Origin of the sequence: Synechococcus sp. UW105, from assembly GCF_900473935.1 — a bacterium.
Lineage (GTDB): Bacteria > Cyanobacteriota > Cyanobacteriia > PCC-6307 > Cyanobiaceae > Synechococcus_C.
In genome coordinates this window covers 101,599-126,641 of sequence record NZ_UCNN01000007.1, presented here as the reverse complement: position 1 = coordinate 126,641, position 25,043 = coordinate 101,599, and the positions used below count along the sequence as shown (strand labels likewise).

Genomic DNA, 25,043 nt, shown 5'->3' with positions numbered 1-25,043 from the left:
TCCGCTGAAGGTCAAAGCAACGGACCACTTTGAAGGCAGCCAAGCTCAACCCCCGCCCCGTTAGGAGCGGGGTTTTTTGTTGCCATGGCGCTGACGCATTCGATCGGCTGGACCGCAGCCTTGCTTGGTCGCTCCTACAGGATGATCTCGGCCCCTTTGTGGCAGGGAGACTTTTGCTTCTGAGTCTTCGAATCCCGCATGGTGTTGCCTGGCGTTGACTGAATGCGTGATGCATCGAAAGGGGCAGCCAATTGGAATTTTTTTTATAACAAGAGCCTCAAGGATTCAATCGCCACGATGCTGATTAGGAAGCGGTAAACCCATTGATTGGCGTTTTGGCTCATCGCCAGTTTGGCGCCTACGAAGGAGCCGGCGATGCTGCCGATCACCATCGGGATGCCGACTTGCCATTCAATCTTGCCGCTTCTGGCAAAGATCAAGAAGGTGCAAAGACTGAAGAGAAAGACCATGCCTGTTTTGACTGGCACGGCCTGCCGTAGGCTGATTCCGCCTGCTAGCACCAAGCTCAGCAGCAGGAAAATGGCGGCGTCCACGATGATTAGGCCCGCCCAGAATCCACAAAAGGCGGTTAATAGCCATAGAGGGAATGATGGCTGAAAGCTAGCTTTCTGTCCATCATCTGGTCTTCCTTTCAGTAGCTGTTGCGGACGTATTAGTAGAAAGGCTAGGGCGCCTAAGACGGAAATACGAATCAGCAGAAGGCTGATCGACGTATTCATCGTTGTTGCGATTTCTGCGCCCAGTAGACTAAAGGGAAGAAAAACGATCGACAGTTGCAAGACTGATTGCCAGGGGATCAGCTTGGCTCGCTCAAATGACCACAATGCTGTCGTGCTGCCGAGAAGAATTGGTAGGCGTGCGGTCGCATTGGCGACATCAGCCGGCAGGCCCATCGCGAGTAATGCGGGAAGCATCACTGCAGATCCACCGGAGGCGACCGCATTGAAAAATCCGCAGATGGCCCCTAAGCCAAGTCCGAATGCGATCAGGGGGAGATCAATGCTCATGACGTTCTCAGGCCTTGCTGTTGTATTGCATCGATCACAGGGAGGTGCCGCGTCTGTGCTGTCTCCAGCTTGCTACCAGCCTCATCACCTGCCATCTCAGCTTGCTGGCTTTCTTAGCCTTGTTTGGCGACTGAACAGCGCCTCATCGATGGACTGGACGTGAGAAATAGGTGTAACTTCACTTCTCACTCCTCAGCCAGAAGTCCTCATTGCCTGGTGGATCGTTGTTCTTGGCTTGAAGGGTGATGTGGCTATTGCAGTCGATCGCATGCAACTCAAACGTGAGAAGACGAATGTTCAGATGGTTCGCTGCGCTTTTTCTGGTTGGTGGTGCCACTCCTCTCAATGCAGCTGTTCTCGAGTTGCAGTGCTCGGATCGTGTTGCCTTCACGGCGTCTTTTAGGCATGGGGCCTTGGTTGAGAGTCCCAGGCCAAGATTCGAGGCAACCAAACGCCAAATCACAATCGACACCCGATCACTGGCAGGGTCACATGATGGTGAAGGGATGGTTGTTTTACAGGTGCTTCCCCATCTGTTCACTCTGATGAGGGGAGATCTGAATCCCTCTGGGACCAGTCTTTTGATCACTCTCGACACTGAGCGCTTTTCATTTACGAGCAGTCTTGTTCAGAGCCATCAAGTGGGCCGTGTGCCCTGGTTGACGATTGCGGAGTCACAGGGGAGTTGTGTGCCGATGACGCATCATCGAAGAGGCTAAATAGGATTCATATTGTTGTTTGTCATTGGTTTCAAGTGTTGAAATAAGTATTGAAGGGCTTGCTCCTTCGTTGTGCATGCAATCCCTCTCATTGGCTGGTGATTCGAAGGTCCTGGCTCCGCGTTGTTTTACGTTTTCTCGTAGTGCTAGGAAGAGCATGAAACCCAGCCTATTGCGAGGTTTCATGCTCAAGCCTTTTACCATTCACTCATCGGGAATACGTTGGTTGCAATTAGTCTGGAAGAGCAGTTGCTTGGGCGAGAATCCTTCAATAGTGCTGTTTTCTTGGCTGTTGCTGCACGTTTGATTCCCTTGCTGGGAAAGCGGCTTGCTCCAACATCAGGCTCGCTGATGAAGCCTGCAAGATTTGTTTTTTTGCCTCCACAGGCAGTGGAGAGTTGATGAAGGCTCAGTTCGTTGTTGATCATTGGTTTGAAATGTTGAAATGAGTGCTGAAGGGTTTTCCCCCCAACATGCTCACGATGCCCTCAATCAGTTGACGACTCGATGACTTGACTCAGCGTTGATTTTGAGCTTGGTCACAATGTTGAGAAGGGCATGGGAAGCGTCTCTGGTGGCTGCTGTTCATGTGCTGCCTCATGGTTCCCTCGCTGTCTTGTCTCTACTGAGTGTGATTCCGTCAGTGCAAGGGTGGTTTGTGGCACAGTCGTCTTCACGTGCATTAACACCAATAGACATAGCGAAACTGTGGCCAAGTTTGTTGTTGATGGCTCCAGCATCCATCTGCTGATGCTCTCACCTGCTTATTCCCCGAACTGTTCCAGTTTCTGATCAGGGCTTTACCAGACCCTCACAAAGTCGGCGGAGATGGTTCAGGTCTCTCTATCGATCGCTCAACGCAACAAATCACGCCAATGAGCCCCGCTCGTGGCGGGGCTTTGCCTGGCACGATTGCTTTAGTGCAAAACACCTGGGCCAGGATCTTCAGTGCCAGGCTCTTGGTGAACGCCAGTGTTCTTTGCAATGAACTTAAAGATTTTGACGGCTTCATCGGCATAGTCGCCAAAGGTGTGCACTCCGTCGCCGTTGCCAAAGGTTTTTTCGATCCATTTTCCGATCTTTTTTTCGGCTTTTTTGCCGCCACCGCAAATCGCGGTAAGTGTGACTAGGTCGAGTTCTTGATCTGTGATCTCGTTGATGAGTGCAGTGGATTGAGCCATGATTTTGTGTGTTGTGTGAGTTAGACGCGGAGGTGTGTCCCTCCGACTCACACAACATCGCCGTGATCAACAACCACCTCATTGATCGAGCTCAACTGTGGCTGTGATCTTGCTCACAGGGCTTTCACCCCTTGCGCAGGCAATGCGTCCAGTCTGAAAAGATCCCCCATTTGGGGGATGTGTAAGCAGGGGTGGCTGGGAGATGGTGTGTTGACGGAGCGAGAGGCTCACAACTCACGGCTAAGCCATGAATCCACACGCATCTAACGCATCTCTCCAAAAGAGAATGAGGAGAATCACAAATTTTGGGTTGCAAGGCTTTCGGGCCCTTGGTGATGCTGGTTCTATGACTTCCCAGCAAACCAGCGCCAACCAGCGTCTGCTCTATTTTGATCAGATCAAGGCGTTAATGATCGCGCTAGTCATTTTCGTCCATGTTTTACTGGCAGGTTCGTTCAGCTGGAGCGGAGTGCACATTCCCAGCGGAGGATCTGCTGATCCGTTATTTGAAGTTGCAGTCGGTTGGTGCATATTTTTCTGCCAAACATTCTTCATGTATATGTTGTTTCTGCTCTCGGGCTACTTCGTTCCGCGTTCGTTACATAAAAAAGGTATCGCGCATTACCTGAAAGATCGCCTCTTCCGAATTGGTATTCCCTTCTTGGTTGGTGTGCTGTTGATCAACAACGCCTCGCTGCTCTTAGGAAGGCTCTCCCCGGCCAGTCCTTTAGCTGAATTGCCGTGGAATGACATGCCTTTTAACCGTGTAGGGGTGCTGTGGTTTCTGGTCGTTCTGTTCGTGTTCGATTTGCTCTATTGCGCCTGGGTTGCGCTGCGAGGAGATCGATTCTTTGTCGACACCTCTGTTCCCACACCCCAGCTGCGCTCTTGGCTCATCAGTGCCGTCGTCCTCGCGATCCTTGAGGTCCTGATGGCGACACGGTCCGACCTCTGGGCTGCTTTGAGACGTTCACAGTTCGATGGCCTTGGTTTCCAAGGCATGCATATTTTCACCTATGCCTTTTTGTTTTTTCTGGGGTGCAAGGCATCATTTCATCGCTGGCTGGAACGACTTAACACCCATTTGGTTGTGCGCTGGTTCCGCTTCTCCTGCGCATTGGCTCTTGGCGTTCTTGCAATCTTGCTAGTGCTGACCTTCAACGGCACTCTGTCATCCGATTTTGGCAAGCTCTCACTTTTTGAGGCTTTCCTGTTCCCCTTCATCGGTTGGGGAGTGATCGCTTATCTGTTGCTGTGGTTCCAGCGCAATGAAAATCGCTGCGGGCAGTGGTTGGCTACCGCTGGAGTCGACAGCTTCGGGGCCTACATCATCCATCCACTGGTGCTTGTTGTGGTGCTAGAAGCCATTGGTTTTATCGGACTCAATCATTGGCTGATTGCACTAGCTGCGTCAGCTCTTGGAATCACGATCTCGTTCGGAATCAGTCATCAGCTCAGGCGGATTCAACCTGTTGCTCGGATCATCTAGTTCATGAATCACCTGCTTTCAGCGCATCATCTGCTGCGCCTGCTTCCGCGTTGTTGTGGGCGTTCAGTGTCGTGATCCATCTCTTGGGAGCAGATTCACCAGCCCCGCCATGAGCGGGGCATTGCGTGCACACAGCGTGGAACACGCAGATCAGCTGCCGCTGCTCGCTCTGGTCCCGAAGCGGACTTGTTGGTGATTTCGAACGGATGCAGCGGGTTCGATGGAGCTCCGTCCGTTCTTGGCGGCATGCGAGCGATGTGCCGTTGTTGTGTGCCTGGGCAGTGTCGGTTGAAAACATTCCGTGAACTGATGAGCCCATCGATCGGTCTTGCAAAGACTTGAAACCGAGGTTCAGCTATTGCGCCATGCTCGCTCGCAAAACACGTCACCTCGCATGTCTACTCGGCATGGGTCTGTTGGTGTGTGCCATCAGCCCTGCCAGTGCCTGCACCAGTTTCATCCTGCAAGGTAATGACGGCGGCAGGGTGTATGGCCGCACCATGGAGTGGGGGCAACCGCTCAACAGTGAGGCGTTGCTGATTCAACGCGGCACATCGTTAGTAGGAGCGGGGCCATCGGGGGAGACAGGCACCGGTTTGGCTTGGACCAGTCGCTATGCCGTGGTCGGCCTGAATGCTGTTGGCGTTGATGACATCGTCGTTGATGGCATGAACGAACGCGGTCTGGCTGGCGGACTGCTGTATTTCGCCGGTTATGCCCAGTTTCAAGAAGTTCCTGATGGCCAACAGGATCGATCCATCGCTAGTTGGCAGTTACTCACGTATGTGTTGAGCAACTTCGAGTCGATCGCCGAGGTGAAGCAGGCGCTTCCCAGCATCCTGGTGAACGGATCGGTTCTCAAAGCCTTCGGCGGCCCGGTGCCGATTCACATGACTCTGCACGACAGCTCAGGCCAGAGCCTGTCGGTGGAATACATCAACGGTGAACTCAATATGCTCGATAACCCAACGGGGGTTTACACCAACAACCCTCCCTTGCCGTATCACCTGGCTGCTGCTGGTAACTACGCCAACCTCAGTGCCAATCCTCCTGCTGTGATGCGCATCAATGGCCTGACGTTGCCGCCTGCAAGTTCAGGTGTTGGCTTGCAGGGCTTGCCTGGTGATTTTTTGTCGACATCGCGTTTCATTCGAGCACTGATCTTCAGTCACAATGCGCCGACCGATTTGAGCTCAGCCCAGCAAGTGGGCACGGCATTTCATCTGCTTGGCCAGTTTGATTTGCCGCTTGGAAGCATCGTCCTTCCTCCTGGTGGAGCGTTTGGTGGTGGGAGCTCCAAACCCAGCTATGAGATCACCGAATGGACCGTGGTCGCTGATCAGAAGAACGGCACCTACTCGATCAAAACATTTGAGAATCCCGATCTACGCCAAATGCGTTTCGCCGATCTACCACTCTCAGGAGGCGAGATCAAGGTGATGCCTTTGACGCAACAACAATCGATCACCGAACTGCGTTGATGATGAGGCATCGGTTTTGGTGCGTTCGATGCAGAGGACGATCTGATGAATGCCACTTCAGCACGCGTTTTCGTGGATAGTCACGCGGTGCCTATGCTGCTTCTGGCTCTGCATCTTTCCATGCAGTTTAGGGAGCATCAATGCAAGCCGGTAGAATCTCTTCGTCAGTGGCGGTGGCGCAGTATCACCCAAGGTGGCGGGGCCTCTTTGAGCTTTTAGGACTGTAAAATTACTCGATAGTCAATAGAAGCATAAACGTGAACAGTGAAAAGAGCTTTTACCTAAGCGTAGTTGCCGCCGGGCTAGTAGGTGATCAATTTTTTCGGCCAGCCTAGAGGTTGAAGGTCGTTCGTATTTTTGGCAGAAAGCATGCGACGTATTGAGTGAATGGGAAGACACTCATTATCGGCTTATAAGGGCAGAGTCGTCAAAACTAGTTGATTACTACAAGTCAGAATTAAAGCATAAATTCAGGTATGAGCTTGGGCTCAAGGAAGAACTGATTCGTGAAGGTGAGAGGCTCCTGGAGGGCATAGCCTCTGCTCGCAAGGACGTTCTTTCGCAGCAGGAGATATCTAGTCGCCAAGACTTTAAAGGAAAGCAAGTATCTACCCTTTCTTCAATGAATGCGGCAAAAATCTAGCCTCCAAGAGAGGGGGATGGGGCCATGAGGGTAGATGTCGATTCTGGAAGTTGGGGAGAAAAGGATAGTGATTTACACGCAGAAGAGTTGTTGAATGGAATTGCATTTATCCCTCCTCCGCGCCCCACTTATAACCCTCTCTGGTCCACGGTTCTTTCACAATCTCCCAGAAGAAGGGCAAAATGGATGGCGAGATTTATTCTGATTGACCTCTTGCCGCCACTGTTGGTAAGTATTGTCGGAATTGTGCCTATGCTTATCAGTTTCTTCGCCGAGAGCCTCCAGGATGGAGAAAGTGGCCCTGGCAGCAGGCCGAGGGAAGAGATGGGCAGTCCACGCAGCGATCAGTGGTTTAGCGAGTATTACTGCCATCAGATCAATGAGGGCTTAACCAAAGAGCAGGCATTGTCAGAAGCAATACGCTTTTACGTCCAAAATAATTACAAGATACCTGGGTTTTACTCCCCTGATTGTAATTGATTTCCCGTCCCGGGTTGGGTGCTAAACCCACCCAATGGCGATCCTCGATCGACCTGCGCAGATTCGTGGCCCAGCTCGTGGTTGCTGATAATTTCTGGTGTATCGGTGCGGCTGAGAAGACTTCCTCCTAAGGCACATTGCTGTGGCACAATCGCGAAAGGTCACCAATCTTGCACAGCGACAAAACTGACTTGCGTCGGCATCTGTTGATCATTGCCTTCGTTTCTGGAGCTAATTACTTATAGGATCAGTCTTTTTAGGTAAGGCAGGTTAAAATGATTCCTATTTTGCGCAATTCCCTATGCGAGTGTTTATTGCTATCGCGTTAATGGGCGTTATAGGCTTAATGCTAAGACCATAAAGTCCTGAATTTGTAGATGATCCCCCGTGCGGCCTAGCCTGCGCATTTTGCGTTATGTGTATGCGATGGACAGGTGAGACTTCATTGGTTAAAATTTAGAAAAATCATTCCAATCATGTCAAAGGAAGATCTTGGGAAGTTCCTCGAGTTAATCAAGGCCGATGCTTCTGTGTCAGATCGCATAAGTAAGGCCTCTAGTCTAGAAGAGCTTGTTGAAATCGCCAGTGAAAATAATCTGCAATTAACTCTTGACGAGCTGGCTGAATCAATTGGCGCCCTCTCTTCCGATATTAAAGCTCTAAGCGATTTGGATTTGGAGAGCATGTCAGGGGGGAGGCCAACTCGTAGTGCAACGTGCTACAAAACGGGTTGTGGTCAAGCCACCAATACATGTGCGCCGGAATGCAAAAAGTAGCAATAAGCCATATTGTTTGAACCTCGCATTAGTCTTTAAGCTTTGCTCTTAGGCGATAATCATGCGACTCGCTCTCGCTCTCGCTGGCGCTATCAATCTCCCGACAAAACACCTCACACCAATAACGCCCCGCCAAGCGCGGGGCTTTTTGCCCTGAAGCTCTGGCGTCACTGGTTTTCTCATGAGTTGGTGCTTTGGAATTGCAAAGAAACGAGCTGTCAAGCAAGATGGTCTGAGGCTCAATGCCTACCACTGTCTGGACACTTGGTGAAAATTCTCACGTCATTAGCTGCTTCCTTATTGCTATTCGTACCGGCTGCGAGTACTTCTGTCTCCCGTGCGTTGCTGCCGTAGTTCTTGGCGAAGGTGACGCAGTTGTTGCTCATAAATGCGGAGATTTGCCGATCTTTTAACCCAGCAGCATCCGCACTCTCAATCCCCTTCTTCCGCGCTTGCTCCTGCTCCCATTGGCCGATTGCATTCGCCATAGTTGATGGTGGTCTCGCTACTCAGGAGCAGACTCTTCCGGTGTCTGGAAGGCAGGCCACTTGGTCACTGAGCATGGCTTCGATGATCGTGTGCAGGTAGGCAGCTCTCCGCAGATGTTCCATTCCCATGGAGTCAGGGCTCTGCGTGTGCATGGCTTCGACAATGGCTTCGAGGGCGGCAAGGTTTTGAAAGCGGTCCATGGTGTTATGGAGTGAATAACTGCGCCGGGGGTGTTGCCCCCTCGACTCCTTCAAGATCACAGCTCTATTGGTGAACCCCAGTGCATGGTTGTGGTGGTTGTATAGGCAGCTTCTGGTGAAAGCCTGGTGATGGGCGCAAAACCTAGTCATCACCTTGGCTGACAACGCTGCCAACCTGCTTTCTGCATGGTCTCCCAGGCTTCGATGGCGTTGTGCCTGAGCATCCGTCTGATGACTGGCTCACCTCCACCCCGTAGCGGTCTGGTCTCCACCACCACCCACTTCGCATGGGCTGTAGGCATGTCATTCCTGAACCGGCAGACCTTCTGTTGCTCTGTGCTTAGTAGCCACCCTTCCCCGTCTTTCGGGGCGTGGCGATCAACAAGAGGGCGATCCTTGCCTGGCATCAGCACAGGATGGCGAAACAGCCTTGGCTGCAGGCGGCATGTACAGATGTGAGCTCAGTAGCAGAGCTGGGATGACATAGCCTCTGTGCCGCCTGTGTCTAAGGCTCGCTTGGTCCTTTTGTGGGGTTGCCATCACTTCTCAAGAGCCGAGAGGATCAGTGCTAGTACTCCTTCAATTCCATCAAGTCGCTTGTTGATCTGATCCAGAGAATCTGCAAGATGCCTATTCGAAATCCCTGCAGACTTTGTGGTGATTGTTGTGCTCGGCCATTGCCCTGAAGTGACCGTAGAAACTACGGTTGCCCAGGATAATCGCTTTGAAGTTGGAGGTCCCAACTTTTCCTCCAACCAGGCAAAGGCAGCTTTGCAGTTACCGAATCGCTTCTTGAGCGCTGTCTCGCTTCTCTCTCCCAACGGAAGTAGAGGAGGTGAGACTAGCGCTAAGGAACCAGATCCATTCTCCTCGTGCGTTGTTAGGTCCATGACCTGGTCGGTCACAGCCTTGTTGTGGTCACTGATGGTTCGGAACAACTCAGCGTCGGTCTTCGCCATCCGTGCCATAAGGCTCCCAAACTTCTGACTGAGATCCGTCATCAGAGACCTCCACGCATAAGCACCTTAAATTTGCCAAATAGACTTCGAAGTCGATAAATGCTCAGAAAACCGACGCTTCCATCTTCGCCGTCATCCATTTCCCGAAGTAGGTCGTTAAGTGCTTTTTGACGGCGCTCATGAGACATGATTTCCTCATGCAGTTCTTTTGCCATCTCCATCGCTTCAACCTTCTCCTCAGCGAGCACCCTGAGCCTGTCTTCATAGTCCCGCATCCTTACCAGGAAGACGTCCTGGGCATCCTTCAACTCCCTGGTACGACGCTTGAGTTGGCCTCTAGATCGCTGCAGTGATTCATGGGACATCCTCATGAGTCGGAATTGATCGTTGAGAGCTTTCCTCTCAAGCCCCCCTGGCTCAACTGGGAAGTCACCGGTAGATCGGATACGAGCACCACCCTGAAGGTTCTCGACATCAATACACGGGCTGTCAGTCATAAGTGATGTTGGCGACTACCTGATCACTGTCTGCAAAACAATGCAGTTCCACATCCCCCAAATGGGGGATATTTGGCTGAGAGAATGCTGAGAGCCCTGCAGCTCCAGGTCGTCCACAAAGGCTCATTCCTCCCCGACTCTCCATTGATGGTGTAGATGTACTGGGAATGTCTTTGTGTTCGGGCCGATGGTTCGATGTCTTTGAGTGTTCTTGGCACCGAGCTGGTGTGAATATCCCTCGATTGGGGGATGCCTCTTGATGGTCTCCAAGGTCACCCTCTAAGAAGTAGTAATGCTCACGATGCTCCGCCCCTTAGCAGTTACAACTTTTCTGGCTTCTCTGGGTTGCGCTGTTGCAGCAGTCGCTGCACCTGATGCTGACCAACGTGGATTACTTGGTGCATCTGGAGGGTTAGGGGCAACGTCTGCTCTGATTTCCTTTGCAGCCGACTCGAAGACGCGAGGCAAGTACAAGCCGATTTCAGATGTTGAGGCTTTTGTTGCTAAGAGGCGCAAAGAGGCTGCTGAGAAGGTCAAGGCCGCAGAGAAGGAAATACAGCTAAGGCAGGCCGGTGCCGAGGCGGACCTTCGTGCTGTTACTGGCCAGATTGCGTCTAAAGCTTCCAAGTTGGAATCTGCTGAGCAGAGACTTCGACGTTTGGATAAAGATGTTCTTGCTAAGGAGAAAGATTTGCTAAGGATTAATGGCGATCTTTCGCGGATCAAGAGAGATATTGAGGATGAGTATGACCTGAGTGATTCTGGTTTTGCTGCTAGGCGTTATATCGGGCTTGATTCTAGGCGTCTTTCCGACAAGCTTAAGCAGAATAGAGAGCAGCAGAAAAAGGTCGGCAAAAATCTTCTTGCTAAGTGTAAAAATAGTCAGGTGACGCTTGAAGGCTCGGCTGCGAAAGGTAGGGCTTTCGTGCGGCAGACATTGAAAGCATTGCTCAGAGGCTTTAACGGTGAATGTGACGCTGCGATCTCAACCCTCAAGCATTCCAATGATTCGACAGTTCTTGGAAAGATTGATCGTGCGTTTCAGTTTTATGCAAAACAGGCGAAAGATCGGGTCTCTATGCCTTGGTCGTCTTCCCTGCTTGACCTGAAGGTTGACGAGGCTTATCTGGTTCATGAAAATGCTTTGGCTAAGCAAGCTGAACGTGAAGAGCAGACTGAATTAAGGAGGCAGGAGCGAGAAGAAGCAAGGGCTCGCCAGGAGGCAGAGGCTGCACAAGAGGCGGCCGAAAGAGAGGCAGAAAAATTCGCGGAACTTCTTGCCAGGGCTAAGGCCGAGGCGGCCCAAGTAATCGGACTGTTTCGGAAGGGTCCGCGGAAGAAATGGACCCCAGGTGTCAGGTGCCCGGAATCGATCAATCGCAACAGTTGCGACTTCGATCGACCAAGCGCCCGCACCGCATCTGGAGTCTTCAGGACTCCATCTGGCATTGGCATTTGAACAGCGGGTCGTTATCCCCGCTCAGGCCATCCGTATTGCTCGATGATCTGCTTTTGGATTGCTGCGATTGTCCTGCGAGCCCTGCTCATGCCGTCTTTACCGGCAATAGGGGTCACTTCAATTCCCAGGTCCATTGCATTCCAGGCCCAGTCTTCAAAAGCCCAAAGCGGAACATCCAAGATCGGATGAACTTGCCGTTTGTAGTTGATCGGCGGCCGCGGGCGTTTCTTCAGCTCGGCTGACATCGACGCAAACGAATGGTTTCTGTTGGCGTCGCATCAGCGGCCCGGTGGCATTGATCAACCCACAGGGGTGATCGGTTGTTTGCCGCGCGGCTTTTGCGATACCCCAATAATAACCACAAACGCAACGGATGGTGCAACAAGTGATTTCAGACCGCTATCGGTAGTGCTGCCGAGCTCGGGAAATTGCCGGCACTGATTGATAACTCCCCGAAAAACCTCGCTCTCGTTTTCCGGCAGATCTCACTGCACCTCCAACAAAGTGCGGTTTCTGGCTGCTGCCTTGGCCTTGGCCAGTGCTCTGGCTGCGGTGTCGGCACCGGTGCCCGTGTAGTGAGAGTTGTGGGTCTGAACGCTGTGGCCCATCTGCAACGCCGCCTCCTTATCAGTCATGCCGATCCGGTCGGCCCGGTCGGCGTAGGCGTGGCGCAGTGAATACGGCACCAGCTCATTCCCGGTGCTGCCCACTGCGGGGGTGGCGGCCACCTCGGCCACCAGCTGCTGCCACACCTTGTTCCGAGTCAGTGTTTTCTCCAGCCGTTCACCGCACCGCTCGTGGTGGCAGGCCGCCGGCAGGGCATCCATGCCGCGCTCGGCCAGCACAGCCAGCAGGTTCTCGCTGGCGCCCTCCAGGTCGATGGGATCCAGACCCACCACATTCCTGGGCTTGGTGCCCTCGGGCTTCCGCGCCGTCCGCTTCTGCCAGCCGACATAGAGGGTGTCGCCGTCGGCCCGGATGGTGTGGAGCTCGACAGGCCGCAGGCCGAAGCAGGCCACGATCGCCACAGCGGTGCGCCACTTCGGATCGGTGATGCCGGTCAGCAGGCGGACGATCTGGTCGTCCTGGATGAAGGTCGTCTGCTGCTTGCCCTTCTGCTTCACCCCGACGAACGGCTTCAGATCCGTTGGGGGCGTCCACCGCGGATCGGCGCCCAGGCTCTCGACCGCGTACCGCAGCATCGCGGCGGAATACTGCATCCGCAGCCGGCGGCCGGCGCTGCCGGGGGACAGGGTGCAATCGTCCCGCAGTCGCTCAAACGCCATCCGCGCCGATGACGGCCTGGGACTGGTGGTCAGTGCATTCAGGGCATGCTCCATCGGGTTCCGGTAGTTCCGGTGCCAGGTCCGCTCGGCGGTGTCGGTGCCCAGGTCACCGCTTCCGATCTTGTGGACTTTGAACCGCTCGATCGCCACGGCCCAATCGGTGCCGTTCCCGCTGGCGGTGTTGCTTGCTTCGCCGGCCAGGGCATAGGCCTCCTTCAGGCCCAGGTGCTGTTCGCTCATCCGGCGCTTCAGCTCGGCGCACACCTTCAGCAGTTCGGCCGGGCTCTCGCCGGACCATGGCAGTTCCAGCTGGAGGGTGGCGCGCTGGCCGTCTTCGAAGTGGACGGTCAGGAACACCCTGCCGCGCACCTCATGTACCCGCCATCCGTTGCCGTTCTGGCCCTTGAGGCCCTGGCGTATGGAGGCAACCCATGCCGGAGTCTTCTTTTTTCTGGGAGTCGTTGCTACTACTGGGTTGGGCCTGACCGGCTGCCTTAAATCGATGAACCCACGTTTGCATATGCGTTTGCAAAATGCAAACAAAATGGTGTTTCAAGTCGATTCAAGCGTCACGGGCTGAATCTCCGTAGCGCTTTGCCTAACTGGTTTTTTAAGACGCCCCCTGATGGATTCGAACCATCGACCGACTGCTTAGAAGGCAGTTGCTCTATCCAGCTGAGCTAAGGGAGCATGGCGCCATATTGACAGTAGGGAGAGGGGTGGCGCCGCCTAGGATTGGTCTCTGCGTAGACCATGGAATGGCCCCGAGCCGGCTTAACGACAGCCAGAAGCAAGAGCTTGTCGAGCGTTATTGCGCCGGAGAAGCCAGTTCTGCATTGGCTACGGCTTTCGCTTGCAGCGTCAACACCGTCAGTCGCACGGTTCGTAATTTGCTGCCTCCAGAGCAATACGACGCCCTCAAGACGGCCCGAGCCAAAGGGATGGTGGCTGCCCCTGCAGCGGCTGCTGAGCCATCCACCCAAGTCGTGGTGGCGGCTACGGAGAAGGATGCGTCCGCTGAGTCCCCTGCGGTGTCCAGTGTTAGTGAGCCTGAAGAGGGTTCTCGACCTGATCAGACTGATGCTGCTGAGGACGCAGTTCAATCCCTCGCGCTCGATGATGCTGATGATTTCAGCGTGGATGACGAGGAGGACAGCCTTGGCGAGGAGGATGATCCCGCCAATCAGTTTCATGAAGTGGCCATCCTCACTGGTGTGACGCACCATGACAGCCACGAACCCGTTGCTTGTCAGCCGATCGGCCCAGGGGTTCTGCCTGACAGTGTTTATATGCTCGTGGACAAAGTGGTGGAGCTGGATCCTCGCCCCCTCGCTGACTTCCCTGAATTGGGGACTCTCGGCTCGGCTGAGCAGGATCGTCAGGCCCTCTGCCTTTACTCCAGCCCACGCATGGCTAAGCGTCAGTGCGGACGCAATCAACGCGTGATCCGTGTGCCGGACACCAGTGTGTTCACGCGCACCAGCCGTTATCTGTTGGCTCGTGGAATCACCCGTCTCGTGATGGAAGGATCCTTGATCGCTCTCGACAGCTGAACCTGCCCCTGCTTGGCATCGCCTTCGCAAGCCGATCAGATGCGATCACTGTTGCTGCTCAGGAAGCAGGATTGCAGCCAGACTCCCGCCACTTAGTACACCCAGTACGGCGCTGACGCCCACAATGAATCCTGTGGGCAAGGGTGCTGTGCGACCGATTCCTAGCGCAATCGCGCGGCGCTCGTTCAGGTTCTGAGCTCCGAGGCAAAGCACCAGCAGCAATAAGCCGGCCCCGCCGCAGCTGAGCAGAAACAGGCGCAGGCGCTGCAGCATGGAACCACTAGGTCTGCATTCAGTCTGAGCCCTGCCCGTCTGTCGTGCTTCCCTCGGTGTGCAGGAGGGCGTAAAGCTCCCGCTTCGCTCGACCACTGCTTTGGGCCAGTTGTTTTGCTGCTGCATTGGCACTGAGCCCCTGGTGGATCAACTTGTTCAGCTCCTCCAGCCAATGCTGATCATCGTGCTCAATGGCTGCTGGCTCCTGAGCCCCACCCAGAACGAGGGTGAATTCTCCCTGGGGTTTGTGGCTGCTGAAGTGAGTGAGGGCAGCCGCAATCGTTGGTCCCACCTGCTCTTCGTGCCGTTTCGTCAGTTCGCGAGCCACCTGGAGGGGACGCTCGCCGCCGCAGTGATCGCTCAGTTCTTCGATCAGCTTGAGCAAACGGTGAGGTGCTTCGTAGAGCACGGTGGTGCGTGGATCAGCCGCAATCGCCTTTAGGCGTTCACGACGGTCTTTCCCCTTGGCGGGTAGGAACCCTTCGAAACAGAAACGACCACTCGGTAGTCCACTGCTCACCAATGCGGTGGTCGCGGCGCAGGGGCCGGGGATGCAGATCACCTGCCGTCCTGCTTCGCGGGCTGCGGCCACCAACTCTTCTCCAGGATCGCTGATGCCCGGGAGGCCGGCGTCACTGATCACGGCCACGCTCTGGTGCTGGGAGAGCAGCTCGAGCAGTTGGGGGATCCGACCACGGGTGTTGTGCTGGTGAAAGCTCAGCCGCTTGCCAACGGCTCCGAGACTGCTGAGCAGTTGGCCGCTGTGGCGGGTGTCTTCGCAGGCGATCACATCGGCTCCGGCCAGCACAGATCGGGCGCGCTCGGACAGGTCTGCTAGATGGCCGATTGGTGTGCCCACCAGATAGAGCACCCCTGGTGCGGGCTCCGCTCCTTGCTTCACAATGACTCAGCCCAGACTTGTCCATGATGCCGAGCGCGCCCACCCTCCCTGCCGGCGTCAGTCAGGAATCCCTCTTGCAGGCACTCCGACCCCTGTGCTGGGGTGCAGCTGACATCCTTCGTGCCTATGCCAGAGGTGAGCAACCTCCCCATGGATTTTCCAAGGCCCTGAGTGTGGACCACGGCGGCGAAGGACCGGTCTCTGCCGCTGATCTGGCCGTGAACCAGTGGCTCTTGGATGGACTTCAAAGCGCGTTCCCGTCTGCCGGTTGGACCCTCCTCAGCGAGGAGACGGCGAAGGAGCAGCTCACCGAAGGGGTGCCGTTGGCTGCGGAATGGCTATGGATCCTCGACCCCCTCGATGGCACCAAGGATTTTCTTCAGGGCACCGGCGAATATGCGGTGCATCTGGCCCTGGTGCATCAACAGCGACCTGTGGTGGGTGTGGTGTTGCTTCCAGAAGCCGAGGAGCTCTGGTTTGGCGTGGTGGGTGACGGCACTTGGTGCGAAAACCGGGAGGCGGTGCGCTCCGAGGTGCGATTTAGTGATCGCCTCGCGCTCTCTGATCTCACCCTGGTGGCTAGCCGTAGCCACAGGGATCAGCGCCTGGAACAGCTGATTGAGGCACTCCAACTCGGTGGCTCGAAGGCGGTGGGAAGTGTTGGCTGCAAGGTGGCCACGATCCTGCGCGGTGAAACCGACTTCTATGTGTCTCTCTCTGGAAAAAGTGCCCCCAAGGACTGGGATATGGCGGCTCCAGAAGCCGTGTTACTCGCTGCCGGAGGTGCGTTCACGCACGCCGATGGTCGTGCATTGCTCTACAACACCGGCGATGTGAGGCAGGCCGGCTGTCTGATCGCCAGCCATGGCAAAGCTCACACCAGTTTGTGCGAGCAATCGGCCGAGGCGATGGCTCTGATTGATCCAGGCTTTCCGGTTTGATGAGCGTTGTGATCGCGCCATCAGCCCATCAAAAATGCCGGACCTCACAACCAAGAGTTGGAGGCCCGGGATCAAAGAGATCTCAGTGGATCAGGTGAGTGGTGCTACCGGGGTAGGGGCAGGCTCAGGTGCTGCCTCTTCACCGTTCTGAGGCACACCACGCAGGGTGAGGTTGATGCGGCCGCGGTTGTCGATTTCGCGAACGCGCACGGTGACTTCATCGCCAACCTTGACGACGTCTTCCACCTTCTCCACTCGGGCTTCGGAAAGTTGGGAAATGTGGATCATCCCTTCCTTGCCTGGAAGGATTTCCACGAAGGCACCGATCGGGATGATGCGGGTGATCGAGCCGGTGAACACCTCGCCTTCGTTCACCTTGCGGGTAAGCCCTTCAATGATCTTCTGGGCTTCCTCAGCGGCTGCACCATCGTGGGAGGCGATGGTGACGATCCCGCTGTCTTCGATGTCGATCTTGGTGTTGGTGCGCTCAGTGATGCCTTTGATCGTGCGGCCACCGGGTCCGATCACCGTTCCGATCAGTTCAGGGTCAATCCGGAAGCTGAGCAGGCGCGGGGCATGAGGGGAGAGGCCCTGACGGGGTGTGTCGATCGCCTCCATCATCTTTTCAAGGATGTGTAGGCGGGCAGGACGGGCCTGGTTGACGGCATCGGCCACCGTGTTCACCGCCAGACCGGTCATCTTCATATCCATCTGGAGGGCCGTGATGCCCTTGTCGGTCCCGGCCACCTTGAAGTCCATATCGCCCAGGAAGTCCTCAATGCCCTGGATGTCGGTGAGAATCCGCACCTCATCACCTTCCTTGATCAGTCCCATGGCAGCACCGCTGACAGGTGACTTCAGAGGGACACCGGCATCCATCAGTGCCAGGGTGCTGCCGCATACGGAGCCCATTGAGGTGGATCCATTCGAGCTCAGCACTTCGCTCACCACTCTCACCACATAGGGGAAGGTGTCTTTGGCCGGGAGCACGGGGATGATGGCTCGCTCCGCCAGGACTCCGTGACCAATCTCGCGGCGACCGGGTGAGCGCATTGGCCGGGTTTCGCCGACTGAGTAAGGAGGGAAGTTGTAGTGGTGGAGGTAGGTCTTCTCTGTATTGGGGTTGAGGTCATCCATCTCCTGGGCATCGCTTGGTGTGCCAAGCGTTGCTGTTGACAGCACCTGGGTGAGACCCCGTTGGAAAAGACCGGAGCCATGCACACGTTTGGGCAGGACCCCAGCGGCTGCGCTAATCGGACGCACCTCATCCAGGGCACGGCCGTCAACGCGCTTGCCATCCTTCACGATCTGCTGACGCATCAGCTTCTTGGTGAGGGCCTTGAAGTGATTGGCCAAGGCTTTGCCGTTGGCATTCACTGCGGTGCGCACCGGATCATTCTCTTTGAGCCCTTGGATGGTCTCAGCGGTGGATGTGCGGATGGCGTCGAGTTTGTCGTCGCGCTCGCCCTTGGTCTGTTCGAACTGCTTAAGCACCTCGCCGATGGCCTTGGTGCAGTTCTTTTCCAGGTAGGTGGGCAGGGTGGAATCTTGCTCCGGGGTGGACGGAATGACCTGTTCGATTCCTGCATCCTTGAGGATCGACTGCTGCGCTTTGATCAATTCGCAGACGGCTTCATAGCCGAAGTCGATCGCTTCGATCACGTCCTGTTCAGGAAGCTGGTTGGCGCCGGCTTCCACCATCACGACGCCGTCCGGTGTGCCGGCAACAATCAGATCGAGATCACCGCGCTCGATCTCGCGGTAACTGGGATTGAGCACAAAGTCGTCGCCCAGCAACCCCACGCGCACAGCCGCCATCGGGCCATTGAAGGGAATGCCAGCCATCAGTGTGGCGAGAGAGGCCCCGGTGACTGCAAGCACATCGGCAGGAACCCGTTCATCCAGAGACATGCAGGTGGCGACGACCTGGAGGTCATCACGCAGCCAACTGGGGAACAGTGGCCGCATTGGGCGGTCGATCAGGCGGGAGATCAGCGTGGCTCGCTCAGGAGGCCTGCCCTCCCTCCGCATGAAACTGCCGGGAATGCGTCCGGCGGCGTAGAGGCGCTCTTCGTAGTCACAGATGAGGGGAAGGAAATCGATTCCTTCGCGGCCTGAAGAACGGGTGGCGGTGACCAGAACGGAAGTATCACCGCATTCAATCATGACCGAACCACCGGCCTGGGGGGCATATCGCCCAGTGGTCAGCCGGATCTCCCGACCATCGAAGGAGATCGACTGTGTCTGACCTTTCACGTGTGTTTATGTCTTTCTGTCAACCAACAGTCTCGCACTTGATAGGAACGATTGGCGATGGTTTGGCAAAAAAAAAGGAGGTTGAACAGCACCTCCTCGATCATTTGTTAGAGCAAAGACCTTGCCAATCCGTCATTCCATGACAAGGCGAAGCTGGATGACTCACCAGCTGGACTTGACCACGCCTGGAAGTTCTCCCTTGTGAGCACGTTCGCGTAGCTGGTTGCGGCAGAGGCCGAAGTCGCGATACACACCCCGAGGCTTACCCGTGGCCCAGCAGCGATTCCGCATGCGGGTAGGCGCACTGTTGCGGGGTAGGGCTTGAATCTTGCGGTGGATTTCCAGGCGCTCCATCGGGTCCTTGGATGCGTTGAATGCATCCATCAGGGCTCCGCGCTTGGCCGCATAGCGCTCAACCATTTTTTTCCGCTTGGCATCGCGGGCAATCATCGACTTCTTGGCCATACCGGCTGGCGTTCTATGCGGACGGATCAACCACGATACCTGTTCACTCGCCCTCCCCCTCTTACTGGCCCATCAGCCGCTGAATCAACGGAAGCTGACTGGTGTCCCGCACGATCAACACCACGCTCAGGCCTAGCAGGAGCAGCAGTCCAGACTGCATCACGGCCATCTGAAAACGATCCGGCAGCGGCCGGCCGCGCACACCCTCGAGCAGCAACAGAACGAGCTGACCGCCATCCAGCAGAGGCAGGGGCAAGGCGTTGAGCACCGCCAGATTGATCGAGATCAGAGCCGTGAAGAGCACCAGGCCTCCTCCGCCCTGGCTGCTGAGCTGGGCACCCATTTCCACGATCTTCACCGGGCCGCTGACTTGCTGCGCGGTCTGGCCGAAGTTGGTGATCAGGCCGCTGTAGCCCACAACGGTGTTCTTGATCAATCCTGCGAACTGGGTGGTTCCATATCCCACCGCCTCGAAGGGGTTCGACGCTGGATGAAGGGCCCCAGTGAGGTTGGCTTGGAGTTGTGCGCCGATCCGGCCCTGGCCATCCCGATCGGCGGGAGTGAGTGTGAGTTGGCGTTCGCTGCTGCCATCACGATGGCTGCTGCTCACGAGCTCGAGGCTTTGGCCGGGTTGCGCCTGGATGTGCTCCACCAGGCTCCGCACTGCCTTTTGGCCGACGCCGAGCGGTGCTCCGTTGAGGCTGAGAATTCGATCGCCTGCCTGAAGGCCTGCTTGGGCTGCGGCTTCACCTGGCTGCACAGCCACCACCATCACCCCCGGCTCCGGAGCAGAGGGAATGCCGGCGAAGGTTGATTGGCCCACCAGGATCACCCAGGCCAGCAGCAGATTGGCCAGCACGCCGGCGCTGATCACCAGCACCTGCTGGCGAATCGGTCGGTTGCGCAGCAGATCAGGATCATCGTCCGGAATCGTGCTGTTTTCATCATCGTCGGGGAATGACACGAACCCACCGAGTGGCAAAAGGCGCAGTGCATAGGTGACCCCCTTGCGTTCGTGCTTGATCAAGGCTGGTCCGAACCCCACGGAGAAACCGTTGACGCGGATGCCCTGCCCGACGGCGGCCAGGAAATGGCCCGCTTCGTGGATCACCACCAGCAGCCCCAGGGCTAGTAGTGCAGCAAGAACGTTCACGCTGTCGTTATCAGGATCGTCATTCTGGCTGGAGACGGTCGGCACCGAAGTAGGGCGCCAAAGCTTCTGGAAGAAGCACGCTGCCATCGGCTTGTTGGCCGTTTTCCAGTACGGCCGCCATTGTGCGGCCGATGGCCAGGCCACTGCCATTGAGGGTGTGCACAAGGCGTGTGGCCTTGCCCTCTTTGGTGCGGATCGAGGAGCGGCGAGCCTGGAAGTCGCCGCAAACACTGCAGCTTGAGATCTCGCGGTAGGCCCCTGCCCCGGCAAGCCAGACCTCCAGGTCGTAGGTGCGCGCAGCGGAGAAGCCGATATCGCCGGTGCAGAGGTCAAGCACCCGATAGGGCAAATCCAGGGCCTGGAGCACCGCTTCGGCATCGGCGGTGATCTGCGCGTGGGCCTGGTCTGATTGATCGGGATGGCTGAACCAATACAACTCCACTTTGTTGAACTGGTGCAGGCGGATCAGCCCACGCGTGTCCCGGCCGTAGCTACCGGCCTCTCGGCGGAAACAGGGGCTGTAGGCCACGTAGCGGACAGGGAGTAGATCAGCCGGAATGATTTCGTCGCGATGGAGCGAGGTCACCGGAACTTCGGCGGTGGGTGTCAGCCAGAGGTCGTCGTCGGCGCAGCGGAAACTTTCTTCGGCGAATTTGGGTAGCTGACCCGATCCCTGCAGGCTGGCGCTATTCACGAGCACCGGCGGCAGCACTTCCTTGTACCCCTTGCTGCAGTGCAGGTCGAGCATGAAATTGATCAGTGCCCGCTCGAGCCTTGCGCCCTGGCCCATCAGGGTGACGAAGCGACTCTGGGCGATCCGCACAGAGCGCTCTGTCTCGAGCAGGCCAAGTCGATCGGCGATCTGCCAATGCTCCTCAAGGCCCTCGGCTTTGCGGGGCTCACCCCAGCGACGCACTTCCTTGTTATCGGCTTCGCTCCGTCCCTCTGGACAGTCAACAGACGGCAGGTTCGGGAAGCTCAGGAGTTGCTCGCGCAGCTTTGAGGACAGCTGTTTCTCCTCCTCCTCGAGTACGGCAACCTGCTGCTTGATGGTGTTGCCCCTGTGGCGCAACTCGGCGACTTCACTGCCCTTCGGGTCAGCACCACCTTTGATCTTCAAGCCAACCTGTTTGCCAACAGTGTTGCCTTCTGCTTGAAGGGAGCTTCGTCGTTCCTCGAGATCACGTTGCTGGTTGGCGATCAACTGCAGGCCGGTGAGGTCGACATCCAACCCTCTGCGCCCAAGTTGTTGGGCAATGAAATCGGGGTTGTCACGCACCAGGCGCTGATCAAGCACGGCGGTTTGGATCGCGGCGCCGGCAGCCTAGGCGCTGGTGCTTAGAGCACCTGGCCAATCATCACGGCTGCGACGGCGGAGAACAGCGTGATTCCTAGGGCTGTGAGGGGGTTCTGGCCCTGAGCGACTGCGACGGTGGTAATCACACCGGCACCGAGACATGCGACAGCCAATTGGGTGGTGAGATCGCTGAATCGGTTCACGCCCGCTCCCTTTGTATTGAAGCGACGCTAAGGAGGGTGCAACGGCTTGCCCAGGTCCCAGCCAGGGCTCTTTACGCCGCGTCAGAGTTCTTCATTTGGCGTAATACGGGTGGAGGGCGAGTGGCTGCTGCTGGCGGCTCTGGCCCTGCCGCTGCTTGCCCAGCGCTTGAGAGCTTCTAGCTGCTCTCGGGCCGTGCGGGAGAGGGGGACCAACTGTGTGGCTGCCTTGATCAGATCGCTTTCGTTCAGTTCTCGGCGCTCGGCGAAGGCCAGGTGCATCGCTTCGATCACTGTTTGTTCCAATTCGGCCCCTGAATAGCCCTCGGTTCGCCCCACGACGGTTCCTAGGGGAAGGGAAATGCCCGGTCGCCGCCTTGTCACGTGCAGCGAAAGGATGCTCTCCCGTTCCGCTGGGGCAGGCAGATCGAGCAGGAAGATCTCATCGAACCGCCCCTTGCGCAGTAGTTCTGCCGGTAGGCGATCGACGGCATTGGCCGTCGCTACTACAAACACTGCGGAGCGTTTTTCTGCCATCCAGGTGAGCACGGTGGCCAGCACGCGCTGACTGGTGCCGCCGTCGCTGCGGGCATCCCCTCCAAATCCTTTGTCGATCTCATCAATCCAAAGCACGCACGGGGCCATCGCCTCGGCTCGTTGGATCGTTTCCCGGGTGCGCGCCTCACTGGCTCCCACCAGACCTGCGAACAGACGCCCCACATCCAGACGCAGCAGCGGCATCGACCAGCTATGGGCGACAGCCCTGGCGGTCAGCGATTTTCCAGTGCCCTGGGGCCCCACCAACAGCACGCCCCGGGGTAGGGGTAGGCCGAAGCTGCGTGCTTCATCGGAGAACGCCTGATGGCGCTGGTTTAGCCAATGTTTAAGCGCATCGAGCCCTCCAATGTCGGCTGGGTCCGCGTTGGTATGGCAATACTCGAGCACTTCACTGCGGGCGAGAGCACGCCGTTTTTCCTCCAGCACATCGGCCAGGTCATGGCGGCTGAGGGCGCCGCGTTGCGCCAGGGCTCTGGCTGCGACGTGGCGCACCCTCGCCTCGCTGAGGCCGCTGCAGGCATGGGTGAGTTCTTCCAGCACCTCTCCATCCAACGGGGTGCCACTCGCCTGGGCAATCGACTGGAGCAGTGGGCGGATCTCTTGCTCACGCGGTAGGGGAAGGTCCAGCAGGGTGATTGATTCCTCCAGTTCTTCTGGTGGAGACCAAGCACCGGAGCAGAGCACCAGGGTGTGGGGTTGTTCGCGCAGACGGGTGGTGAGGTTGCGCAGCATCCGCGCGACCCCAGGGTCCTCACAGAAGCGATGGAAGTCTTTAAGCAGGAGCAGCGTAGGGTTGCTGCTTTCTAGCTCCTGCAACCACTGGAGGATGGCCATCGGCTGACGAGCCCCCAGCCCATCATTGTTGAGCACTCCTCCGAGACCATCGATGAAGTTCCAGGTGGCGAGTCGACGATTGCCAAGGCGGGTCACGGCCTTGTTGAGCAGGGTCTCGACGCGCTCTTCTTCGGGACTTCGGATCCAGATCAGTGGGGTGCCAGCACGGATCAGCAGGTCGAGCTGATCACTCCAAAGCTCAAGCATTGCTGTTGTTCTCCCGAAGCTGTTGCAAGGACTTCCAGCGAGGATCAACTGGGTCTGAGGCCGTGGCCGTTGCGGTGGACTTCGCCGGTTTTGGAGGACCTGGGCAAGCGTCGCCGCAGCGATTGACGACAGAAAGCTGAAGGCTGAGCTGTTCAAACACCCAGCGTTCGGGTTCGAAGCTGCCACGGGGGTCGAGACTCTCGATCAGACCGTCCGGGCCGTCGGCATCCAGTTCTGCTCCGCTGAGTGCTTCGACCGACTGCCCATCTCCGAGCCAGATCAGTTCTTCCGTTTGAACAGTGAGTTGTTGGTTGAACTGGCCTAGGCAGCGATCGCAGCACAGGCTGATGATCGTGCTCAGAGACCCGCTGACCTCCAGCAGGTTGCCCCGATGCTCGGCCTTCACCTCGCCACGCACTGGGGTGAGGGAGGGGAGATCGTCGAGTTGACCTTCCACAGGCCAAACCCTGGCGGTCGCCAGGGTTTGGAGGTCTCGAAGCGGAACGGGCTCAAGCCCTGGAATCATTTGCTTCCACCACGAGGTTCGAAGGGAAGCCTTGATCCCCCCTGGCCACCCGCACCGGCGGTTGCGCCAGCTGTTTTCTTCTGCTTCATCTGGTCATCAAGGATCGTCTGAAGGTTGTCAGGAAGAGCCTCTCGGGTGAGCAGGAAGGTCTGACCTGCTTGGAAAATATTGGCGATCACCATGTAGAGCAGCACCCCCGCTGGCAGAGGGAAGAACAAGAACATGCCGGTGATCATCACAGGAGTGATTTTGTTCGCGGTGCTCTGTTGTGGATTGGCAGGCATCCCCATGCCAGACAGCAGCTGGGAGGCAAACAGGCTCAAGCCAAAGCCACCGACCAGAATGGCGATATCCCAGTTGACGGCTCCATCGGTGTAGAAGCCAACCTGGCCAAGAGCCTTAATAAACAGGAAGCCGCTGCGAGCGGCGATGCCTGGGATCTTGCCCTCGACAGTGGCATCACCAGGCGTGATGGCTTTGATCGTGCCGTCAGCGGCGACAGATACCACCCCATCCCCTTTGGTGACGGACCAATCAGGTTGGAATTTCTGGCCATCACTCACTCCGCTCAAGACCTGGCTGAAGCTTTCGCCCGTCTTGGTCTGCAGCTGAATCTTGGCGCTGTCGCCAGCTCCGAGTTTGGTCCCGCCAGGAAGGCTTCCGATCACGGGAACATGATCGGTTTCGGTAATGAAGATCGAGTGGCTTGCGGTGTTGAACGGTTTGGGTTCAACCGCAGCAATTTGATCTGCGGGAAGCACCTTCAGATTGAAGGTGTAAGGCACATCTGCAAACGGTGACCCCCGCAGGGTGGCGAACAGTGCGAACAGGATCGGCATCTGCACGAGCAGGGGGAGGCATCCCGCCAGGGGACTGCCGAACTCCTTCATCAGCTTCTGGAGCTCTTCCTGCTGTTTCTGGGGATTGTTGGCGAAGCGGGATTTGATATCGGCTTGCCGTTTCTGCATCACTGGCTGGGCGATGCGCATGCGTCGAGCACTGCGGATGGAGCCGGCACTGAGGGGAAACAGCGCCAGGCGGATCACAACAGTGAGCGCCACGATCGCCAGGCCGTAGCTGGGCACCAATCCATAGAAGAAATCGAGGATTGGAATCAGCAGGTTGTCGGAGATGTATCCGATCACGATGAAGGTCCTGAAGAGGGGTCAGAGAAGCACTGCCAGTGTGCAAC

At 56.7% G+C, this 25,043-nt stretch carries 28 protein-coding genes and 1 tRNA gene; 8 read left to right on the top strand and 21 right to left on the bottom strand.

Going from position 1 to position 25,043, the window contains the following annotated elements; translation table 11 throughout:
• Positions 1 to 263: 263 nt before the first annotated feature.
• The 3 genes from DXY16_RS02120 to DXY16_RS02105 all read right to left on the bottom strand — a co-directional run bounded on the left by DXY16_RS02120 (position 264) and on the right by DXY16_RS02105 (position 2,928).
• Positions 264 to 1,028, bottom strand: a complete 765-nt coding sequence (locus DXY16_RS02120; protein ID WP_115119108.1) for a sulfite exporter TauE/SafE family protein — start codon at positions 1,026 to 1,028, stop codon at positions 264 to 266.
• Positions 1,029 to 1,944: 916 nt separating this feature from the next.
• Positions 1,945 to 2,175 carry a hypothetical protein gene (locus tag DXY16_RS02110; protein ID WP_115119104.1) on the bottom strand — a complete coding sequence of 77 codons (231 nt, stop codon included), beginning with the start codon at positions 2,173 to 2,175 and terminating at the stop codon, positions 1,945 to 1,947.
• A gap of 489 nt (positions 2,176 to 2,664) precedes the next feature.
• Complete coding sequence (locus DXY16_RS02105; RefSeq protein ID WP_115119102.1) at positions 2,665 to 2,928, bottom strand: hypothetical protein; 264 nt, start codon at positions 2,926 to 2,928, stop codon at positions 2,665 to 2,667.
• Positions 2,929 to 3,175: 247 nt separating this feature from the next.
• Here DXY16_RS02105 and DXY16_RS02100 point away from each other — a divergent pair, with 247 nt between their 5' ends.
• The 4 genes from DXY16_RS02100 (at position 3,176) to DXY16_RS02075 (ending at position 7,797) form a co-directional block, all read left to right on the top strand.
• Positions 3,176 to 4,417 carry an acyltransferase family protein gene (locus DXY16_RS02100; RefSeq protein WP_244281493.1) on the top strand — a complete coding sequence of 414 codons (1,242 nt, stop codon included), beginning with the start codon at positions 3,176 to 3,178 and terminating at the stop codon, positions 4,415 to 4,417.
• Positions 4,418 to 4,782: 365 nt separating this feature from the next.
• Positions 4,783 to 5,898 carry a choloylglycine hydrolase family protein gene (locus DXY16_RS02090; RefSeq protein WP_115119097.1) on the top strand — a complete coding sequence of 372 codons (1,116 nt, stop codon included), beginning with the start codon at positions 4,783 to 4,785 and terminating at the stop codon, positions 5,896 to 5,898.
• 667 nt (positions 5,899 to 6,565) lie between these two features.
• The gene (locus DXY16_RS14260) at positions 6,566 to 7,021 is read left to right on the top strand and encodes a hypothetical protein (protein WP_137007003.1); all 456 of its coding nucleotides are present in this window, start codon (positions 6,566 to 6,568) and stop codon (positions 7,019 to 7,021) included.
• Between the two features lie 434 nt (positions 7,022 to 7,455).
• Positions 7,456 to 7,797, top strand: a complete 342-nt coding sequence (locus DXY16_RS02075; RefSeq protein ID WP_137007002.1) for a Nif11-like leader peptide family natural product precursor — start codon at positions 7,456 to 7,458, stop codon at positions 7,795 to 7,797.
• Positions 7,798 to 8,036: 239 nt separating this feature from the next.
• On the opposite strand, the gene DXY16_RS02070 is transcribed toward DXY16_RS02075, so the two are convergent.
• The 5 genes from DXY16_RS02070 to DXY16_RS14985 all read right to left on the bottom strand — a co-directional run bounded on the left by DXY16_RS02070 (position 8,037) and on the right by DXY16_RS14985 (position 9,753).
• Positions 8,037 to 8,285: a hypothetical protein gene (locus tag DXY16_RS02070; RefSeq protein ID WP_115119089.1), complete on the bottom strand. Its 249-nt coding sequence runs from the start codon at positions 8,283 to 8,285 to the stop codon at positions 8,037 to 8,039.
• Positions 8,286 to 8,306: 21 nt separating this feature from the next.
• The gene (locus DXY16_RS14255; RefSeq protein ID WP_137007001.1) at positions 8,307 to 8,636 is read right to left on the bottom strand and encodes a hypothetical protein; all 330 of its coding nucleotides are present in this window, start codon (positions 8,634 to 8,636) and stop codon (positions 8,307 to 8,309) included.
• Positions 8,636 to 8,893: a DUF1651 domain-containing protein gene (locus DXY16_RS02060; protein ID WP_115119129.1), complete on the bottom strand. Its 258-nt coding sequence runs from the start codon at positions 8,891 to 8,893 to the stop codon at positions 8,636 to 8,638. The genes DXY16_RS14255 and DXY16_RS02060 overlap by 1 nt, the downstream gene beginning before the upstream one ends.
• A 132-nt stretch (positions 8,894 to 9,025) precedes the next feature.
• Positions 9,026 to 9,487 (bottom strand): hypothetical protein, encoded by a 462-nt coding sequence (locus DXY16_RS02055; RefSeq protein WP_115119085.1) that lies wholly within the window; start codon positions 9,485 to 9,487, stop codon positions 9,026 to 9,028.
• Positions 9,487 to 9,753 carry a hypothetical protein gene (locus tag DXY16_RS14985; protein ID WP_206749542.1) on the bottom strand — a complete coding sequence of 89 codons (267 nt, stop codon included), beginning with the start codon at positions 9,751 to 9,753 and terminating at the stop codon, positions 9,487 to 9,489. Before DXY16_RS14985 ends, DXY16_RS02055 begins: the two co-directional genes overlap by 1 nt.
• 48 nt (positions 9,754 to 9,801) lie before the next feature.
• Here DXY16_RS14985 and DXY16_RS14980 point away from each other — a divergent pair, with 48 nt between their 5' ends.
• Positions 9,802 to 9,948 carry a hypothetical protein gene (locus tag DXY16_RS14980; protein ID WP_206749541.1) on the top strand — a complete coding sequence of 49 codons (147 nt, stop codon included), beginning with the start codon at positions 9,802 to 9,804 and terminating at the stop codon, positions 9,946 to 9,948.
• Between the two features lie 286 nt (positions 9,949 to 10,234).
• Positions 10,235 to 11,401, top strand: a complete 1,167-nt coding sequence (locus DXY16_RS02045) for a DUF4041 domain-containing protein (protein ID WP_115119081.1) — start codon at positions 10,235 to 10,237, stop codon at positions 11,399 to 11,401.
• 11 nt (positions 11,402 to 11,412) lie between these two features.
• On the opposite strand, the gene DXY16_RS02040 is transcribed toward DXY16_RS02045, so the two are convergent.
• The 3 genes from DXY16_RS02040 to DXY16_RS02030 form a co-directional block, all read right to left on the bottom strand.
• Positions 11,413 to 11,646, bottom strand: a complete 234-nt coding sequence (locus tag DXY16_RS02040) for a hypothetical protein (RefSeq protein ID WP_115119079.1) — start codon at positions 11,644 to 11,646, stop codon at positions 11,413 to 11,415.
• 240 nt (positions 11,647 to 11,886) lie between these two features.
• Positions 11,887 to 13,044, bottom strand: a complete 1,158-nt coding sequence (locus DXY16_RS02035) for a hypothetical protein (protein WP_137007000.1) — start codon at positions 13,042 to 13,044, stop codon at positions 11,887 to 11,889.
• Between the two features lie 259 nt (positions 13,045 to 13,303).
• A tRNA-Arg gene (locus DXY16_RS02030) sits at positions 13,304 to 13,377 on the bottom strand.
• Between the two features lie 68 nt (positions 13,378 to 13,445).
• Between DXY16_RS02030 and DXY16_RS02025 the strand changes: the two genes are divergently transcribed.
• Entirely contained in the window at positions 13,446 to 14,240 is a 795-nt protein-coding gene (locus tag DXY16_RS02025) for a helix-turn-helix domain-containing protein (RefSeq protein ID WP_115119075.1), read from the top strand.
• A 45-nt stretch (positions 14,241 to 14,285) separates the two neighbouring features.
• Here DXY16_RS02025 and DXY16_RS02020 read toward each other — a convergent pair whose 3' ends face one another.
• Positions 14,286 to 14,513, bottom strand: coding sequence for a hypothetical protein (locus DXY16_RS02020; RefSeq protein WP_115018455.1), 228 nt, complete (start codon positions 14,511 to 14,513; stop codon positions 14,286 to 14,288).
• A 19-nt stretch (positions 14,514 to 14,532) separates the two neighbouring features.
• Entirely contained in the window at positions 14,533 to 15,414 is an 882-nt protein-coding gene (rsmI, locus tag DXY16_RS02015) for a 16S rRNA (cytidine(1402)-2'-O)-methyltransferase (protein ID WP_115119073.1), read from the bottom strand.
• A 23-nt stretch (positions 15,415 to 15,437) separates the two neighbouring features.
• On the opposite strand from rsmI, the gene DXY16_RS02010 reads away from it, so the two are divergent.
• Entirely contained in the window at positions 15,438 to 16,355 is a 918-nt protein-coding gene (locus tag DXY16_RS02010; RefSeq protein WP_115119071.1) for a 3'(2'),5'-bisphosphate nucleotidase CysQ, read from the top strand.
• Between the two features lie 90 nt (positions 16,356 to 16,445).
• Here DXY16_RS02010 and DXY16_RS02005 read toward each other — a convergent pair whose 3' ends face one another.
• The 8 genes from DXY16_RS02005 to yidC all read right to left on the bottom strand — a co-directional run bounded on the left by DXY16_RS02005 (position 16,446) and on the right by yidC (position 24,996).
• Positions 16,446 to 18,611 carry a polyribonucleotide nucleotidyltransferase gene (locus DXY16_RS02005; RefSeq protein WP_115119069.1) on the bottom strand — a complete coding sequence of 722 codons (2,166 nt, stop codon included), beginning with the start codon at positions 18,609 to 18,611 and terminating at the stop codon, positions 16,446 to 16,448.
• Between the two features lie 162 nt (positions 18,612 to 18,773).
• Positions 18,774 to 19,076 (bottom strand): 30S ribosomal protein S14, encoded by a 303-nt coding sequence (rpsN, locus tag DXY16_RS02000; protein WP_115018462.1) that lies wholly within the window; start codon positions 19,074 to 19,076, stop codon positions 18,774 to 18,776.
• A 61-nt stretch (positions 19,077 to 19,137) separates the two neighbouring features.
• Positions 19,138 to 20,229 carry an RIP metalloprotease RseP gene (gene rseP, locus DXY16_RS01995; RefSeq protein WP_115119128.1) on the bottom strand — a complete coding sequence of 364 codons (1,092 nt, stop codon included), beginning with the start codon at positions 20,227 to 20,229 and terminating at the stop codon, positions 19,138 to 19,140.
• Positions 20,230 to 20,248: 19 nt separating this feature from the next.
• On the bottom strand, positions 20,249 to 21,526 hold the full coding sequence (gene serS, locus DXY16_RS01990) for a serine--tRNA ligase (RefSeq protein ID WP_115119067.1): 1,278 nt from the start codon (positions 21,524 to 21,526) through the stop codon (positions 20,249 to 20,251).
• A gap of 41 nt (positions 21,527 to 21,567) precedes the next feature.
• On the bottom strand, positions 21,568 to 21,729 hold the full coding sequence (locus DXY16_RS14555; RefSeq protein ID WP_170953791.1) for a hypothetical protein: 162 nt from the start codon (positions 21,727 to 21,729) through the stop codon (positions 21,568 to 21,570).
• Positions 21,730 to 21,810: 81 nt separating this feature from the next.
• Positions 21,811 to 23,325 carry an AAA family ATPase gene (locus DXY16_RS01985; protein WP_115018468.1) on the bottom strand — a complete coding sequence of 505 codons (1,515 nt, stop codon included), beginning with the start codon at positions 23,323 to 23,325 and terminating at the stop codon, positions 21,811 to 21,813.
• Positions 23,318 to 23,851, bottom strand: a complete 534-nt coding sequence (locus DXY16_RS01980; protein ID WP_115119065.1) for a DUF177 domain-containing protein — start codon at positions 23,849 to 23,851, stop codon at positions 23,318 to 23,320. The genes DXY16_RS01985 and DXY16_RS01980 overlap by 8 nt, the downstream gene beginning before the upstream one ends.
• A complete protein-coding gene (gene yidC / locus DXY16_RS01975; protein WP_115119063.1) occupies positions 23,848 to 24,996 on the bottom strand; it encodes a membrane protein insertase YidC in 1,149 nt (382 codons plus the stop codon). Before yidC ends, DXY16_RS01980 begins: the two co-directional genes overlap by 4 nt.
• Between the last annotated feature and the right edge of the window lie 47 nt (positions 24,997 to 25,043).

Bases quoted from the DNA above. Each gene is read 5' to 3' on its own strand.
- DXY16_RS14260 (WP_137007003.1), top strand. From the start codon at position 6,566: ATGAGGGTAGATGTCGATTCTGGAAGTTGGGGAGAAAAGGATAGTGAT.
- DXY16_RS02020 (WP_115018455.1), bottom strand. From the start codon at position 14,513: ATGCTGCAGCGCCTGCGCCTGTTTCTGCTCAGCTGCGGCGGGGCCGGC.
- DXY16_RS02055 (WP_115119085.1), bottom strand. From the start codon at position 9,487: ATGACGGATCTCAGTCAGAAGTTTGGGAGCCTTATGGCACGGATGGCG.
- DXY16_RS14255 (WP_137007001.1), bottom strand. From the start codon at position 8,636: ATGACTAGGTTTTGCGCCCATCACCAGGCTTTCACCAGAAGCTGCCTA.
- DXY16_RS02045 (WP_115119081.1), top strand. From the start codon at position 10,235: ATGCTCACGATGCTCCGCCCCTTAGCAGTTACAACTTTTCTGGCTTCT.
- DXY16_RS02100 (WP_244281493.1), top strand. From the start codon at position 3,176: ATGAATCCACACGCATCTAACGCATCTCTCCAAAAGAGAATGAGGAGA.
- DXY16_RS02060 (WP_115119129.1), bottom strand. From the start codon at position 8,893: ATGCCAGGCAAGGATCGCCCTCTTGTTGATCGCCACGCCCCGAAAGAC.
- DXY16_RS02110 (WP_115119104.1), bottom strand. From the start codon at position 2,175: ATGATCAACAACGAACTGAGCCTTCATCAACTCTCCACTGCCTGTGGA.
- DXY16_RS02090 (WP_115119097.1), top strand. From the start codon at position 4,783: ATGCTCGCTCGCAAAACACGTCACCTCGCATGTCTACTCGGCATGGGT.
- DXY16_RS02040 (WP_115119079.1), bottom strand. From the start codon at position 11,646: ATGTCAGCCGAGCTGAAGAAACGCCCGCGGCCGCCGATCAACTACAAA.
- DXY16_RS02105 (WP_115119102.1), bottom strand. From the start codon at position 2,928: ATGGCTCAATCCACTGCACTCATCAACGAGATCACAGATCAAGAACTC.
- DXY16_RS01980 (WP_115119065.1), bottom strand. From the start codon at position 23,851: ATGATTCCAGGGCTTGAGCCCGTTCCGCTTCGAGACCTCCAAACCCTG.
- DXY16_RS02070 (WP_115119089.1), bottom strand. From the start codon at position 8,285: ATGGCGAATGCAATCGGCCAATGGGAGCAGGAGCAAGCGCGGAAGAAG.
- rpsN (WP_115018462.1), bottom strand. From the start codon at position 19,076: ATGGCCAAGAAGTCGATGATTGCCCGCGATGCCAAGCGGAAAAAAATG.
- DXY16_RS14980 (WP_206749541.1), top strand. From the start codon at position 9,802: ATGGGACATCCTCATGAGTCGGAATTGATCGTTGAGAGCTTTCCTCTC.
- DXY16_RS02025 (WP_115119075.1), top strand. From the start codon at position 13,446: ATGGCCCCGAGCCGGCTTAACGACAGCCAGAAGCAAGAGCTTGTCGAG.
- DXY16_RS02120 (WP_115119108.1), bottom strand. From the start codon at position 1,028: ATGAGCATTGATCTCCCCCTGATCGCATTCGGACTTGGCTTAGGGGCC.
- DXY16_RS02010 (WP_115119071.1), top strand. From the start codon at position 15,438: ATGATGCCGAGCGCGCCCACCCTCCCTGCCGGCGTCAGTCAGGAATCC.
- DXY16_RS01985 (WP_115018468.1), bottom strand. From the start codon at position 23,325: ATGCTTGAGCTTTGGAGTGATCAGCTCGACCTGCTGATCCGTGCTGGC.